A 16,052-nucleotide genomic window follows, 5' to 3' on the forward strand; every position below is an offset into this window, starting at 1 on the left:
TTGCATATCTTTTCATCACCAGCCCTTTCCACATACCAGTGTATGTGGAAAATGAAGTTCCTGAACAAAAATAGGTGTTTTAATCCCCCGGTTCACCGTCCCTAAATCCCAAGCGACCCCGGAAATAGCATCCGGGTTCCATTGGGATTTTTAACGGGACTCGCAAGGAAGCAGAGACCTCTGGTTTATGCTCGAACATCATGGCTTGCTCCGCTTCCACTGGCGCTCCTGCCCATCAAGTTAAGAAATACCTACACCCCCAAAACGGAAAAATATGCTCATGAAATATGTCAAGGACTCTTTTTTTCTGTTTTAACGTGACAATGCGGAGAAGTTGATTCCCTTCCTCTTGGGAGAGGTCAAGTACAACTACACATGGTAATTCACCCCATTGAAGGGGCGCTAGCATGAATTATTCACGCTAGCGTGATGATATGATCTGCCGTTCTAATGGCTAGCGCAACTGTAGTCAACGTTGGATTTCCGGACCCGATGAATGGCAAAACACTGTTGTCGGCCACATACAGCCCGGAAATGCTGTGAACTTGACCGTACTGATCCGTGACCGATGTCGAAGGATCATCCCCCATACGGCACGTACCCGAAGTGTGATGCAAATCTCCGGTAGGTTCAAGGCAGACTTCACCCATGGTGATATCGACGACGGAAGAAATCTGCTTAACAGTTTCCAACATCTTTTGAATTTCGGCATGTTCTGCTTCACTGAAAGAAAAGAATACTTCTATTTCCGGTACCCCGTATTCATCTTTTATGTCAGGGTTAAGACTGACCCTGTTTTCATATCGCGGATCAATCTTGCCAAAACATTGGAGAAGTATGTCCAGCTCCTCTATGAACGGTTTTTCTTCAGAAGATGGATACCAATCATAACCGCTCGGCCCTATCAGACGGATTTGATAGGGCTTTTCCGGCGTTCCAGTAATTAATATGGCGAGAGTTCCTGCAATGCCCGTGAAATCGCTGCGCCTCACTTTTCCAGGAGCCAGCATAAAAACTTGATTGGTCATGTAATGGCCGACCGCCCCTCCCTCGATACCCGAATTGAGCAGCAAACGCGGAGTTTCATACGTACTGGCCGACAATACGACCGTTTTTGCCTTGAGAATAAAAGATCTCATATCCGGAGACATGACCTTGACGCCGGTTGCTTTCCCCTGATCGATCAGCACTTGAACTGCACGGGCGTTTATAGCCAAATCGAAAGATCTGAGGAATGAAGCTTTAGACAGCAGAGAAAACGAACTGAAAAAAACATCCGCGTGAACTTCCCCGAACTTTGTCGGCTGAAGGTCAGCAGCTATCGGCATATATCTCGATTCGGGGAAACCGCCTTGCTGCAGTCGAGTGAGCAATTTCTCCGTTAACGAAGACCCTTTGGCATATTCTTGGGTGACATTCATGACCCGCTCGGCCATGGCATAATAGGTTTCCATTTCACGAAGCGGAACCGGCCAATCCGGAAGCAGGGACAAATCCAGGCGTGAAGTAACTAAATCCCAGAACACGGTCCTTCCCCCAAGGCATATAACTTCTCTTGCCCCTATAAACTCCGGTAAGGAGCCTTGCAATGGTTTGGATATATATCGGTAATACTGTTCCAGACGTGTACGATTCATCATTGGAAGGTTTCGGCCATGTGATGGCATAACAATGCTTCCTCGTTCAATAATGCCAATCCGTTTACCGTTATTCCGCCACTGTTCGCACAGTCTCCAGAGCATGGTTCCTCCTCCGGCGCCTGTACCAACAATCAGAACATCGTATTCGTTTTCCGCCATGGTTTCCAATGGAGTCAGAGGAATCCAATTATCGATATATTCTGATGGTTGGGGACATGTCGGAGGAATAGCGGCTTGCCTTATGTCCGATTCGGTGACAAAAGGAAGAGTTACCAGTTTGCCAGCGATGTTCTGATCGGGGTATTCGATAGATGGATTAAGTGTTATGAGATCATCAATCGATACACGCTTTTGATCCGCGATGATTCGGAGTGTATCATTGTTTCGAGCAACCCATATTTTCACTGCCATGACTCCTTCTTCACTCCTTTACATCTGAAGCCTACGCCTAATTTAGTTTATGTAAGGGATACCGCCCCATGCCCATTAAGCTAAGGAAAATACTACCTCCTCAAAACGAAAAAACGTTATTCTTTCAGTAGACTGACTAATGAAAGGATAGCGTTTTATGATGAATCTTGGTATTTCAGACGATCTTCATTTGTTTTCACAAGAACTGGAACGACATTTGTCTCCTCTTGCTCTCACCCAACTAGCCAAAGAAACAGGATTCGTCACACGAACCAGTAAATATCGTGCGCAAGATTTAGTCGCCTTATGTGTATGGGTGAGTCAACGAATAGCTACGACTTCTCTCAACTTACGGCTGGCGAATGTGGGTCGAGTCTCCTTGGTGCTGCGAGCCCGTGATTTAGACAGACCACAGCGACCAGGTGCACCACAGATTGTTGCTCCCTGAGAAGGGAGCACAGAGGATAGAATAATCCCAAGTGGTTGTTGCACCAGCCTTAATGAAGCAAGCCGTAAAGGATGAGTGCAGGATGGAAGTCGTTTACAGTCGTTGCTGCGGGCTGGACGTACACAAGAAGAACGTCGTAGGCTGCATCATTACACCCGCAGGGAAGGAAGTTTGCACATTCTCTACCATGACCGAGGACACCATCTTGTTGGTAGACTGGATCAAAAGCAAATGCTGTACCCATGTTGCGATGGAAAGTACGGGTTCTTTTTGGAAACCCATCTACAATCTATTGGAACTCGAAGAACTGCAAACGTTGGTCGTCAACGCCAAGCATATGAAGAATGTGCCGGGGCGTAAAACCGACGTGAAGGATGCCGAGTGGATTGCCAGGTTACTACGCCACGGATTGCTGCAAGGCAGTTACATTCCCGCACGTGACCAAAGGGAACTCCGGGAACTCATTCGTTATCGGCGAAGTCTTATTGACGAGCGTGCACGAGAAGTCAATCGGGTACAAAAGGTACTTGAAGGAGCGAACATCAAGCTTTCATCGGTCGCGAGCGATGTGCTTGGCAAATCGGGACGTGCCTTGATTGAGGCGATGATTCAAGGCGAAACGAGTTCCGAAGTGCTTGCGGGTCTGGCACAACGTAAACTCAAAAACAAAAACGAAGAGTTAAAGCGCGCATTGGATGGTTTGATGGGAGAACATCAGCGGCTTATGCTCGCGACTCAGCTTCGGCATATCGACCTTTTGGATCAAGAAATTGGAAAACTGGATGAAGAAGTGAAGGTGCGCATGCTCCCTTTTGAGAAAGACCTGGAGTTATTGGATACGATTCCCGGAGTGGGAAGACGGACAGCCGAACAAGTGCTTGCCGAGATCGGAACTAACATGAATCAGTTCCCTTCTGCTGCTCATTTATGTTCATGGGCAGGGCTGGCACCAGGTAACAACGAAAGCGCAGGCAAGCGCAAATCCGGTCGAACGCGGAAAGGGAATCAGAAGCTTAGAAGTGCATTGGTCGAAGCTGCTCGAGCTGCAGCGCGCACAAAAAACACGTATTTATCGTCTCAGTATCACCGAATTGCTGCCAGGGGAGGAGCCAATCGTGCTGCTGTCGCAGTAGCCCACAGTATACTGATGATCGCCTATCACATTCTATCTCGTAAACAACCTTATCTTGAGTTGGGCCCATCCCATTATGAAGAGCGAAAACGTGAGACGGTCATCAAACAATCGATAAAAGAACTGGAAACATTAGGTTTCAAAGTTACTGTTGAGGCGGTCGCGTAAAAGCTTACATCAATTCTCTATGACCCGGATCTTTTTCAAAAAACAGATGTTACCGGGTTAGTTTGGTGTTGCCTTCAACAGTTGTGCAAGATAATGAATTTTCAGGATAGAGGAAATACTACTGACCCGCTGAATATTGAATAAGTTAAGAGGAGTGGATGCCGGAATATAATGCTTAGAACCTTATGGGGGGACGAAAATAATGAACAAGCTTACCGTAGTATTGTTGTGTATCTTTTTAATGCTTACGGCATGTAAGGGGGAGACGGCAGTTTCCGATAAAGGAGCATCAGAACATTCGCAGACGAGCAAACCGGAAGCAGCTTACTCTGAAGCGGAAAACCGCGAAATAACCGAAGCTGATGTGCTTTCCATACGAAAGAGGGCTGAACAAGTACGGCAGGATGTTTTTGTTTCGTCTAATGCTTGGAGCTGCAGTGAAAATGATGAAGGGAAGATAGCCATACCATCAGGTGAAACCCAGCGGCTTGCAATCTATTATATGTGCGAAAAATTTGATACAAGGAAAAAAATTGTGGATTATCTCAGGACGGCAATCACTGTAAAGCATGCACAGGATCAGATTCGTGCAAGTATGGATAGCGGGCTAATGGCTGAGATCGATGGAAAAATGGGGATTGCGCCTTGGGAAGGTGTAGACGGTCTGGATTGGGATACGGCAAAAGTAATTGAATTCCATGCAGGAGACCAAAGTGCGGACGCAACAATTCAGGTATTTGATGGCATTAATGACAGTTATGAGACGTATGAGGGACATTACATTTATGAGAACGGCTGGAAAGAAGACTCTTTAGACTACATAAACGAGGATACGCAGAACGGGCAGGCAGCACTCGGCGATGGGAACAGGAACGAACCGGTTTCGGTTGATACTCTTAACGGTACCGTACAAATACCAAAAGGATTGTTGAGTTTTATGGAGGAATTGGACGGTGGAGGGGGCGGCAACAGTATTATCAAAATAATAAGCCATGATTTTGACGAAGACGGGAACATGGAGTATGTTGTCGGCTATGGCCAGGAGGAAGAGCAATATCCGGATCAGTATCAATATGCTAAAGTTTATGTGATCCGCGACATTCAGTCCGGTTATAAGCTGCTAAAATCTGATATAGAGTCCGGTGGATACTATATTGCCGACCTTAGCCTAATCAAACTGGAGGATGCCAAACAAAGCTATATTTATACCGGCATTTCAAATGGTGTGGGGCTTGAAGGTGCGGAAGTTTATGAGGTTCGTGAAAATGAAATCGTCACGCTCTATTATGGAGCCTCTGCTACCGGATCCGGAGCGGATCTATTAGAGGACGAGGACGACGACGGAGTATACGATAAGATTGTCGCTTACAGACATTTCGCGAAGTATAGAGTGCTTTATACGAGCTATTGGAACGGCAAGAGCTTCGACGAGCCCATCCAATCCTTTGAGAAATCTACCTATCCGGAGAGTGCGGAGGAACTTATTGAAACCTATATCGAAGCTGTATATTTGGAAGCCGGGGAAGAAATAAAGCAAATGAAGGTGCCCAATATGAAGAGTGAGTATGATATCATGTCGGTATTTGAAGACACCTTTAATTTCCCCTATGGTTATGCTTTTATTGATGTTCAATTTAAAGTTATAAAGTCTGACGACACATCGCAAACTGTAACCATGACCAAAGACGACGAGACCGTGAAGTTTGTTTTAAATTTGGATGAAGGGGACCATCATTGGAAAATAGCATCCATTGAAAAGGTTGATCATTGACTTTATTCGTTTTTTGCTAATGGTCAGCATTTGCCGTTTGTGTCGAGGGGAGGGGGATGGACGATGCGTATTGGCGATTATTTGGGCCAGGTTGTTGTGTTGGAGCTCGACACAATGGCGACCCATGAGGGCGTTCTGGAGCCGGAAGAGGATTCGGAGATATCTGATTATGTCCGGGTGCGGAACGGATCTGAGACGTGGCCGCTGCCCGTTAAGGACATTGTTAAGGGGACGCCGGTACAGCCGAAAAGTTTTACGATAAAATGAGTCGCTCAAATGAGAGACCTGCAAAACGAATACATTATCTGTAAAAAACGTCCCAGTACCGCGCCGGTATTGGGTTTGTTGTATACTTGGGGAAAAAGGAAAAGTGAATTGAGTATTGTTGTTATATCCTGCCAGACAATTAACCGCATCATTTCATGCGGAGTTATATAAACTTGTACCGGAAGACCATCTGCTGCGCAAGATTCATATGGCCGTAGATTTCGGATTTATTCACGAGTTGGTAGAGCAATCTTACTGTAAATATTATGGCAGACCTGCGAATGAGCCCGAACCGCTCTTTCGGCTGCTGTTTTTGCAAATCCTCTACAATCTCTCAGACGAACGGGTGGTACAAGAAACGCAAGTGAACTTGGCCTACAAGTGGTTCATTGGGATCATCCCGGAAGAAAAGGCCACTGATCGGTATCGGCAACCTTATTGGTGTTGTTGTTAAGCTTTCGTTCCTGTTATTGAAGAATGGAAGAAAAATAACGGTCTAAAACTTTATTTTCTTCTGATACAGCATCCCAATAGGGCACACCCTAATGGGATGTTGAGGTGACGGTCGCATCTGATGTGGAAGATTAGATTGCATCAGTTTCTTCTTGACGGTCGCGGATCGCGCGGCTGATTTGACTCAACTGGAGCGACTGGCGACCTTCTTCAAGTACCCGCCTTGTAGCGGTTCGGGAAAAGCAAGCTCGGAACGCAGACAAAACTTCATTCATAAATCAAAAGAAACCTCTCCTTTTAGTATATGGTTGGGTGGCAGCTCCATTTTACCAAAGGATGGTTTCTTTTTGTTTTACAAATCAGAGAAAAGGGGCTATCCCTCAGCCATATTCATGGCTTACGGGACAGCCCCTTTTTCATATAATTCATTTTAAAGCTTACTTCTTTAGAGAAACTTTTGCATTTACATTCGCTTGAACATCTAGAAGAGAGTTATAGATTTTTACTTTATGGTTTTCGTTAACAGGGATTTTTACATACAGCACTTTCTCTGCCCCGTCGTAGAAGTAGCCGCTTTCCAGTTTTTTTAATTCTTCGAGGCTGCCGGCTTTTGCATATTTGTTGTTGGCAGCTTGTACTTTGTTCGGTTCTACAGCCTGATGAAGCTTCAGCGTGTAGGACTGAATGTCGGATGTGTATTTTTGAGTCGTTTTGTTTTGCCCGAACTCGATGGTGTTCCCTTTTTTCTCTACGTTGAAGTCGGTAACGTTGAATTCGCCTTTTTTGTAATCCTCTGTGTTCGCATCGTCTTCATAGAAGCTGTAAGATGCTTTATTTTCCAGATACGTGTCGAGAATCAGATTGGTCAATTTTTTCTCCCCTGCGTACTGCTGAACTTCGCGGCGAGGAATGATGGAACCTTGCTTGACGTAGATCGGAAGCGTTCCGAGATCGGCTTCTTTGTGGATCGTTTGTCCGCCTTCAAATACTTCACCGGTCCAGTAGTCTACCCATTTCGCGCCTTCCGGCAGGTAAAGGTCACGGGACGTAGTGCCTTCATAAACAATCGGAGCCATCATCAGAGATTCGCCGAACATGAATTGGTCTTGGATATCATGCGTATTTTGGTCAGCCTGGAATTGGTATACGAGCGGCTGGAAAATCAGGTTGCCCTTTTCATGCGCATTTTTGAACGCGTTGTAAAGGTAAGGCATCAGTTCGTAACGCATGGAAATGTACTTACGGCTGATGTCTTCAACTTCTTTGCCGAACTGCCATGGTTCCTGTCTGCCCCATTTCAAGCTCTGAGCCGCGTCTGTTTCCATCGGGCTCTTGCCATCATTGTTGTAGTGGTCGCGGGAGAACGGATAGAATGCGCCGACCTGAACCCAACGTGCAAACAATTCCGGTGTTGCGACAACTCCTTCATGAGGCTTTTTCGCAAAGCCGCCGATATCGTTTCCGACCATTGGCATACCGGTCAAGCCGACATTCGCGTCTTGGAAGATGGAGATTCTAAGCATTTCCCATCTGCTCCAGTTGTCGCCTGTCCAGGTTGCGGTAGCGTAACGCTGCGTACCTGTGAAGGAACCACGGGTCAAGATAAACGGACGTACATTCTTTTTATGCTTTTTGAAAGCCAGATCTGTCGCTTGTGCCTCAGTATGGGCGTAAAGGTTATGCGCTTCTTCGTGCGTCATTTTTTCACCATTGTCTTGTTCAAAAACTTTATCCAATGGCAGGGTCCAATAGTTTTCCGTACTGAAGTTAGCCGGTTCGTTCATATCGTTCCAAACGCCGTCGACGCCAGAGTCAAACATCGGTTTATGCCAATCCGCCCACCAGTCGCGGGTTGCTTGTTTCATGAAGTTAGGAAATACGGACTTGGAAGGGACGCCCCAAGGCCAAACTTTACCTAAGTAGTCGGTACCGTCCGGATTTTTAACCCAAAGGTCTTTTTGAGTCCCTTCGGTATAAGGCAGATATTTCGGTTGTCCCGGGTCAGGTACGCGAATGGCAGGGTCGATGATGGACGTATAATGGAACCCACTATCGTGCAAACGTTTGTTCATGCCGGCCGGATCCGGGAATTTAGCGCCATAATAGAAGTTTTTATAATCGTCCATCCATTCGATGTCCAGCATGACGCCGTCAATCGGAATTTTCTTTTCACGATACGTTTTGGCGACTTGCTCAATATCCTTCTGATGGTAGCCCCAAGCGGACTGATGGAAGCCCATTGCCCATTGCGGCGGCATCTGCATTTTACCCGTCAAATCGGTATACCGGTTAACGATGTCTTTCATTTGCGGTCCGTTGATGAAATAGTAAGTCAATTTACCGCCATCGGCCCAGAAGTAGTAGTAATCGTCACTTTCTTTCGCCATGTCGTAATAGGAACGGTACGTATTATCGAACAAAATACCGTATGCCTTGTCGCCTTTCAACCCGATAAAGAACGGAATGGAAGAGAATGTGTATTTTGAGACCGGTTCCGGCATATTCTCACGGTTCCATACTGCAATATCCTTGCCGCGGTGGTTCAAGCCGGTTGTTTTTTGTCCGAATCCGTAAAAGTCTTCGTTCTTGTCGGTTTTCTTGAACACGTAAGGCTTGCCGTTTTCGTAGCCAAAGCCTTGATCCGCGTCCTCGTTGATGACGTTGCCGTCTTTATCCAAATATTTAATACCGAACGGGCTTTTGTTGATGTCTATAGTCAAGCTGTCGGATTTCAAGACAATATTCTTGTTATTTTCTTTAACGCTGAATTGAGGCATTGCCCAATCTGTTTTCGCGATCCCGAGGGAAGTGAATTCTTTTTCACCTTTTTTAAGGATCGATACTTTGGAAATATCGGAGGACAGCAGGCGGATATAGGCTTCCATTTCACCCAAATTCAGTTTCACGCCGTTGTCCAGCTGTTCGACTCCTTGCACGGTCATCGGTGTTTGCAGTTTACTTTTATCCAAAGGCCTTTCTTCATGTACAAATTGCAAGTTCCCGTTCGCATCGACCATCTTGCCTTCCCAAACTTGGGCCCCTTCCGGTTTGACCCACTCTGCAGCCGAAACGGTATTACCTGAAAACAGAACAGCAGTTGCTAATAGTAAAGGTGCCATTTTCTTCATACGCTGTTTACGCGACATTGCATCTCTCTCCATTTCATCAATAAATTTCCCTGTAATTCGGGTCCCTAAAATATAAATGCTAAATTGGGGCGGGAACCATGGGCTTTCCGTATGAAAAAAATGTCGAGAGAGGTCGAAAACCAGGCAGCGGCGTTTACGGCGAGATGGTTTGGTTGCGAGGCAGATAACAAGAATGCAGGCTCAGAGCCGTTTTGTAAGCCTTGGCGAAGTGCAGAGCATTATCGCAAAAAAAGTTTTTTTCACGGCAAACAGATGCAGAAAGTGCAAAAATCATAGTTCTTTGGAATGTGAGACATGCTAAATTGAGTGTTCCTGTATTTTTTTGACACTCAATTATTTATTGTAATCACAGTAACCAATGACCTTGTGACAACGTCACTCAACTATTTATACTGATTTCAGTAACCTAAGACATTGACTCGAATCCGCATACCTTACTGTATAAAATAAGCAATTTAATGGAAATTTAAGGCGATGGCGGTAATTCACATGTTCCAAATAATGCTTTTGGTATTGTTATTCATTTACACTTTAAATAGAAACAGCATCTTTATGGGGGAAACCTTTTTGAAATGGACGGATAAGGGGGGGACTGTAATGTATCGGGTACTCATTGTGGACGACGAGCAGATCATCCGATTCGGAATCGAAAGTATTATTGATTGGGAAAGAGAAAATATGAAGGTCCATGCGCTTTGTGCCAATGGGGAAGAAGCGCTCGTTTCTATGGGGAACTGCACGGTCGATATCTTGATTACAGATATAAAAATGCCTTTGATGAACGGTATCCAACTCATGAAAAAAGCGCTGGAGCTAAATCCCATGCTTAAAGTGATCCTGCTCAGCAGTTACAGCGACTTTGAATATGTAAGAGAGGGTCTTAAGCTGGGGGCCGTCGATTACCTGCTGAAAGCGCCTTTGAAACCGGAGGAGCTTCGCGCCGTCCTCTTGCGTTGTATTTCCATGCTGAATGAAGAATGCAAGAAGGAAGCTGAACTGAACCATTATCAACAAGGGGCCTGCTACCGGGAACGGAAATCTATCGAACAGGAAATCAAGAGGCTGATCGTCCAGGAACAGGTTCCGCTTTCGTCGACCGATTGGGCTCCTGTTTGGTTGGATCTGCGCTATGCTTGTGTCTACCTCATGCTGGATAGGGCCGGTGAATTAAGAGAGAATGACGGAGACCTGCATGTACAGTTACTGCTGGAGGATTTGCAGAAATTGTTTTACGAAAGGATGGATGAGGGTATCGCCATGCTGTTGCCGGAAAGCAGCATGTTTCTTGTGTTTTCGGAGAACGCCGAGGATACGCCATTTCGACTCCGGCTGTGGAAACAATCCGTGGAAGCTGAACTGGGAATTTCTACGTCTATCGGCTGCCGAACTGTGCAAGGGATAAGCCGGATCCTCGATGGTTTTGCCGACAGCCGTATGGCCTGCCAAAAAAGATTCTTTGAAGGACTGGGGGGCATTCATCTATGGGAAGCACCGAATGAAGGCCGGGGAACGGCGATCACTTCGCAGCATGAACCGGAAACGCCGGATAAGAAATCCTTCTACGAAATCATTAGTAATCAAGAGTCGGTTTTCTCCGCGGTTGAATATGCGCTTAAACTTTGGAGAAGCGGAGGCTCGGATCCGGAGCAAGTAAAGAAGGAAGCGTGCGAACTGCTTTCTGGCGCTTATTATCTGCAGGCAGACGCAGCCTCCCTGCTTCCTGAGCGTCTCGATTTGCTGCACCGAACCGAGACGCTGGATCAAATGGCTTCCCTATTGGCACGCGATCTGGAGGAAATCGGGAAACCCATATTACCGAGGCTGGACGATAATGGAAACGGAAGGCCATTGATCATGAAGGCGTTGGAATATATAGCCGACCATTATACCGAGAACTTGACACTTAAGAGCGCAGCGGATACCGTGCATGTCAGTAAAAATTATTTCAGCCTCCTTTTCAAAAAGGAAACCGGCCGGAATTTTGTCGATTATTTAATAGAACTTCGGATCCGGGAAGCGAAGAGGCTTTTGGCGGAGAGCGACGAGCGAATTTATAGCGTAGCCGAAGCGTCCGGGTTCAATGATGGGAGATATTTCAGCAAGCTGTTCAAAAAAATGACGGGTTTAACTCCAATGGAATACAGGGAAAAGCACAAGAGCCTAGGCTCGCCTGTCGATTAAAAAACGGATAAGGTGGGGCGTATGATTGGAACTTTCCGGTTTTACAATCGCTTTGCTTTTAAAATTATACTGGCCTTTATGTTCGTGATCATTTTTTTTGCATTAATTATCTCTATGTCTTTTTATATGAAATCCTTGTTTAGCGTAAAGGAGAATGTGCGCGAATCCGCCCTGGAAATCGTCAAACAGACGGCCGATTCTCTCTCTTTTATTTTTAACTCAGGAAACGATACATCGGATTCTATTTACAGTAATCTGGATATCCAGAACGCGGTCATCAAACTAAACAGAAGTACACCTAAAGAGCAGAGCCAGATTTTTAAATATATGAGAAACATGTTAATCCAAACTCTCTTCTCGAATTCCTTTGTCAAAAATGTTTATGTGCTGAAGGAAGATAGCAGGGGTATGGGGAGTGGCGGCACCTTTTCCCCATTTGTGTATTATCCCTCCTTGTACCTGCAGATGCAGATGCGTGTATCCGATCAGGAATGGATAACGGAAGCGAAACGGAAGGACGGCGATCTGGTTTGGCAGGGGCTGCAGTATGACGTCTTGACGGGGACCAGCGGCAATGGGGATCTCGTTCTTCCTGTCGGTAGGGTTCTTAAAGATTTTAATCATATGAATCGTATAGGGTTTATTCAGGTGAACTTGGACGGGCACTCGATCTTAAATATCATTGAGCAGCTAAAGCTGGGGGAGACGGGAAAGTTTTTCGTAGTGGATCCGGAAGGCAAGATCATGATCCATCCCGACCTCAGCCTGATCAACAAAAGAGTGGAAAACCCCGATCTGCTTCAAAAAATTGTGGGCAGCGACCTTGCAGAGTTCGATTATACCTTTAACGGAGTGCCGTATTATGGGGTCAAGCAGCTGCTGAGCAATGGATGGATGATCGTGGGGACGGTGCCGGTTCATGAAATTACCGGAGAGCTAAAAGCGTTATATTCCTTCATCTTGATTTCCGCAGGACTTCTTACCCTTCTTGCCATCAGCATCGGCCTGCTGATCGTCGGCAGGGTAACGAAGCCCATCCATCAGCTTACCCTTGATATGCGGAAAGTACAACAAGGTGATTTAACGGTGAGAACGGACGTGAAGTCCAAGGATGAAGTTGGTCTCCTGAGCAGGCAGTTTAACAGCATGCTTCAGGAAATCGAACAGCTCATACATCAGGTCGAGGAAGAGCAGGGTCAGAAACTGCAGGCGGAACTCAGGGCCGTCATGCATCGGATTCATCCCCACTTCCTGTTGAATACGCTGAGCACGTTCTGGTGGCTGAACAAATCGAATCAGCATGATCGTGTTGGTCTAGGGCTGTCGGCATTGATCGTATTGTTGGATTCACATATGGGTAAAAGCGGAAGCATGATCACCCTGGAGGAGGAACTGGATTTTCTGCTGAAATATATTGCCATCTTGGAGCTGCGCTACGAAAAAGCCTTCAGACTGGATGTGGACATGGAACAGGGCATGGAAAAACTGGTCATTCCCCGTATGCTGCTGCAGCCGTTGGTGGAAAACGCCATCATCCATGGCATCATTCCGAAAGATGCGGACGGCCGTATCTCGATCCGTGTTCATACATTCGGCGACCGTACAGAGTTTCTCGTGACGAACGATGGACAGGCGATCGGGGAAGAAAAGCTGAAGATGTTGAATGAACCGGAGAAGGCCATAGCCAAAGGGGAAATGGGCATCGGTCTGCGGCATGTCTATGATACGCTGCGATACTATTATGCCGGATGTTCGGAGTGGTCGGTTATGAGTAATTCCGAAAACGGTACGACCGTTCGTATATTGCTTGGAAGCCCTGTGCCATTCAGTTTCGGGAATGGAAGGAGAAAGGCATAATGGCACGTCAATGGAAAATATTCATTTTGTTAATCGCGGTTCTTGCCTCCGGCTGCGGAGAATCGAAGGTCATTACCAATCCGGATGAAGCTCGAAAACTTCAAGGAAGCAAAGTTCAGGTGATCGAATTTTGGCATACCTACAGCGATGAAGAAAGCCGCATTTTGGAGAGGGAAATGATTCCTTCTTTTGAACGCCAATTTCCCGGTATAAAAATAATGCCTGTACGGCAGCTGTACATCTATGGGTTGAAAAACATATTGATTGCCCGCGCTTCTTCCAACCGGGGGCCTGACGTGGTCCGGATGAAAAAGGATTGGGTCCCTGATTTTTATAAAAACAATTTGCTTTTCCCTTTAGATGAATTTCCTGATTTCCGGCAATTCCGTGATTTGCTTACACGTGAAGTGATGCCGGCAGCCCTTCATCAGAATCAATCTTATTCCCTCCCTATGGATATGTATGTTCCGGCAGCCATCTTTAACCGTACACTTTTGAAGCGGGCAGGGTATTCGGAGCCCCCTCGGACAATGGAAGAAATTCTGGAGCTGGCCAGACAAAAGCGTTACATCGTCGGGTTGGGGGGATTGGATACTTGGAGAACGCTCCCGTTCATATACAGCCTTGGCGGAACATTTGCGGATGCTGCGTTCAGCAAGACGACCGGTTATTTAAATGGAAAAGCGACGGTCCGGGCCGTAGGAAAGCTGCGTCTCCTTTACAAAGAAGGATTGATTGACGGCACGTTGGGGGAAGAAGGCGCAGACAACTGGGAGGGTGTCAAAAGTGGCAACGTGCTCATCACGGACGAAGGTCCCTGGTTTTATAACAACTGGACGGATACGGAATTGCAAAGGGCTATTAAATTGACGATTCCCGTACCTTTCCCCAATGATAAAGGGCCTTCTTCCCTTGCAGACGGGGAAGATCTGGTGATTACGAAGGGAAGCAAGCATCCGGAGGCGGCTTGGACATTTCTGAAATGGATGACGGGGAAAGAAGCTCAGCTGATGATATCGAGAAGCGGGCTTTTACCGACCAATAGGGAAGCAGCCCAATCGATGAAGGTGAGTCGGGATTCGTACATCCATCCCTATCAGGAAGCTCTGGCCAATGCTGTCCAGAGGCCGGCGATAAGAAATTGGGAAAAAATCGATGAGGTTTACAGCCTCTATTTAGGTAAAATCTTCTTGGGCGAAATCTCGGCGAAGGAAGGGCTTACGCGTGCGGCAGAAAAAATTGACCGGCTGCTTGCAGATGCTGCAAATCCTGATTAAAAAGGCTTGTGAATAATTGATTGATAAGACTGGCCTATCGGCTTGTCTTTCATGGCAAATGGAGCTTACGTAATTAATGTCATAGCATGGGTTTACGTCATTTGGTTGGAGGACCCTAGTCTGACCGGTAGAAATGTAAATGTGAAACACATCCGCGCTTATTGGGATGAAATCCTCCGTTTGGCTGCGGCCAGTACTTCAAAGAAAGAAGCAGAGTGCTGCGGCGCTCTGCTTCTCTCAACTATCGTACCCGTTAGTGCAACGTGATTACTTATGATATGGTTCATTACGTTGACGTGGTAAAGCATTTCTTAAATCAATTTAGCGAAGTGGATTATAATGAATAGTTTACGAACCAAAGAAAAAGTATTAGACAGGTACGTCATTAAGCTAACGGGCAGGATAATTCAACCGATTCACGAATATGTAAAATATTGAAGTATCTGCAAAGTTTGTGAATTAGACGTTGGGTGAAATCATTGAAATACGAATAAAGAGAGAGGTACCACAAATGAATTTTAGTATTTCATCTTTTTATTATGAACCCAAAGTATTTTTCAAAGTGAGATTTGAGGTGTTACATTTTATTCAATCTCAAATATTAGATTTGATTATTAAACCTTATGGTCTTGAAGATTTACGTACTGACGTTTATTTTTCATTAATAATCTCTACTAAAAAAGATCAAAAAGTAATAGAAGTAAAGAAACAAAAACTTACTAAGAGAACAAAGCATTTAAACTATGGAGTATGGCTACCATATGAAGAAATTTACAACTCTAAATCCCCATTAGAAACGTTTATTAATTATTTCGTAGATGCTTTATATTTAGTTTTTGATTTGTGGAACGTGGAAAAGAAATATATTGAGACTGTTAGAGTTAATTGCTTGAATGAAATTAAGGATAATAAAAATAAATATGAATTTTCTAAAGAACAGGAAGAAGAGTTGATTGAAGAAGAAAAGCTTTTAGATAGGATATTAAAGGAATTAGATCTTGATTGAATTTACAGGAAGCCAATGACTTCAACTAACACCATATTCACGCTTTCGGGCCCTTCGGCCCTCGGTCCAGACAGTTAGGAGTAGATTTGGAAAGGCACTTCAGTAGCATGGAAGTAGAATGAGCTGGACACAACCGTAATAACCAACCGCATCGCGGGCAGTTGAGCATTAAGCTAACGGGTACGATAGCATTCCTGTAGAGCGTTAAATTTCCGCTTTGCAAAAAAACGAGCGCCTCGGTACGATGGAAGTACGCAACGGGTCATAGCCCTAAAAATTCCATCATCCAGGA

General features: G+C 45.6%; 9 protein-coding genes and 2 pseudogenes. 9 read left to right on the plus strand and 2 right to left on the minus strand.

The window, feature by feature from the left end; translation table 11 throughout:
* Window positions 1–416: 416 nt before the first annotated feature.
* Window positions 417–2,051, minus strand: coding sequence for a GMC oxidoreductase (locus AC0YNZ_RS27760; protein WP_475829680.1), 1,635 nt, complete (start codon window positions 2,049–2,051; stop codon window positions 417–419).
* 160 nt (window positions 2,052–2,211) lie between these two features.
* Here AC0YNZ_RS27760 and AC0YNZ_RS27765 point away from each other — a divergent pair.
* The 5 genes and pseudogenes from AC0YNZ_RS27765 to AC0YNZ_RS27785 all read left to right on the plus strand — a co-directional run.
* Window positions 2,212–2,397: pseudogene (locus AC0YNZ_RS27765) on the plus strand (IS4 family transposase); the annotation flags it as partial.
* Window positions 2,398–2,581: 184 nt separating this feature from the next.
* Window positions 2,582–3,799: an IS110 family RNA-guided transposase gene (locus tag AC0YNZ_RS27770; protein ID WP_475829681.1), complete on the plus strand. Its 1,218-nt coding sequence runs from the start codon at window positions 2,582–2,584 to the stop codon at window positions 3,797–3,799.
* A 202-nt stretch (window positions 3,800–4,001) separates the two neighbouring features.
* Window positions 4,002–5,570 carry a DL-endopeptidase inhibitor IseA family protein gene (locus AC0YNZ_RS27775; protein ID WP_475829682.1) on the plus strand — a complete coding sequence of 523 codons (1,569 nt, stop codon included), beginning with the start codon at window positions 4,002–4,004 and terminating at the stop codon, window positions 5,568–5,570.
* A 63-nt stretch (window positions 5,571–5,633) separates the two neighbouring features.
* Window positions 5,634–5,837 (plus strand): hypothetical protein, encoded by a 204-nt coding sequence (locus AC0YNZ_RS27780; protein WP_475829683.1) that lies wholly within the window; start codon window positions 5,634–5,636, stop codon window positions 5,835–5,837.
* 118 nt (window positions 5,838–5,955) lie between these two features.
* Window positions 5,956–6,246 (plus strand): annotated as a pseudogene (locus AC0YNZ_RS27785) (transposase); the annotation flags it as partial.
* 481 nt (window positions 6,247–6,727) lie between these two features.
* Here AC0YNZ_RS27785 and AC0YNZ_RS27790 read toward each other — a convergent pair.
* Complete coding sequence (locus tag AC0YNZ_RS27790; RefSeq protein ID WP_475829684.1) at window positions 6,728–9,436, minus strand: glycoside hydrolase family 31 protein; 2,709 nt, start codon at window positions 9,434–9,436, stop codon at window positions 6,728–6,730.
* Window positions 9,437–10,036: 600 nt separating this feature from the next.
* Here AC0YNZ_RS27790 and AC0YNZ_RS27795 point away from each other — a divergent pair.
* The 4 genes from AC0YNZ_RS27795 to AC0YNZ_RS27810 all read left to right on the plus strand — a co-directional run bounded on the left by AC0YNZ_RS27795 (window position 10,037) and on the right by AC0YNZ_RS27810 (window position 15,760).
* The gene (locus tag AC0YNZ_RS27795) at window positions 10,037–11,620 is read left to right on the plus strand and encodes a response regulator transcription factor (protein WP_475829685.1); all 1,584 of its coding nucleotides are present in this window, start codon (window positions 10,037–10,039) and stop codon (window positions 11,618–11,620) included.
* 21 nt (window positions 11,621–11,641) lie between these two features.
* Entirely contained in the window at window positions 11,642–13,477 is a 1,836-nt protein-coding gene (locus AC0YNZ_RS27800; RefSeq protein ID WP_475829686.1) for a sensor histidine kinase, read from the plus strand.
* Window positions 13,477–14,754 (plus strand): extracellular solute-binding protein, encoded by a 1,278-nt coding sequence (locus AC0YNZ_RS27805; protein ID WP_475829687.1) that lies wholly within the window; start codon window positions 13,477–13,479, stop codon window positions 14,752–14,754. Before AC0YNZ_RS27800 ends, AC0YNZ_RS27805 begins: the two co-directional genes overlap by 1 nt.
* A gap of 511 nt (window positions 14,755–15,265) precedes the next feature.
* Window positions 15,266–15,760 carry a hypothetical protein gene (locus AC0YNZ_RS27810; RefSeq protein ID WP_475829688.1) on the plus strand — a complete coding sequence of 165 codons (495 nt, stop codon included), beginning with the start codon at window positions 15,266–15,268 and terminating at the stop codon, window positions 15,758–15,760.
* Window positions 15,761–16,052: the final 292 nt, after the last annotated feature.

Source organism: Paenibacillus sp. J2L1-98, assembly GCF_056269405.1.

Coding starts and splice junctions, on each gene's coding strand:
- AC0YNZ_RS27760 (WP_475829680.1), bottom strand. CDS start 2,051: ATGGCAGTGAAAATATGGGTTGCTCGAAACAATGATACACTCCGAATC.
- AC0YNZ_RS27770 (WP_475829681.1), top strand. CDS start 2,582: ATGGAAGTCGTTTACAGTCGTTGCTGCGGGCTGGACGTACACAAGAAG.
- AC0YNZ_RS27775 (WP_475829682.1), top strand. CDS start 4,002: ATGAACAAGCTTACCGTAGTATTGTTGTGTATCTTTTTAATGCTTACG.
- AC0YNZ_RS27780 (WP_475829683.1), top strand. CDS start 5,634: ATGCGTATTGGCGATTATTTGGGCCAGGTTGTTGTGTTGGAGCTCGAC.
- AC0YNZ_RS27790 (WP_475829684.1), bottom strand. CDS start 9,436: ATGTCGCGTAAACAGCGTATGAAGAAAATGGCACCTTTACTATTAGCA.
- AC0YNZ_RS27795 (WP_475829685.1), top strand. CDS start 10,037: ATGTATCGGGTACTCATTGTGGACGACGAGCAGATCATCCGATTCGGA.
- AC0YNZ_RS27800 (WP_475829686.1), top strand. CDS start 11,642: ATGATTGGAACTTTCCGGTTTTACAATCGCTTTGCTTTTAAAATTATA.
- AC0YNZ_RS27805 (WP_475829687.1), top strand. CDS start 13,477: ATGGCACGTCAATGGAAAATATTCATTTTGTTAATCGCGGTTCTTGCC.
- AC0YNZ_RS27810 (WP_475829688.1), top strand. CDS start 15,266: ATGAATTTTAGTATTTCATCTTTTTATTATGAACCCAAAGTATTTTTC.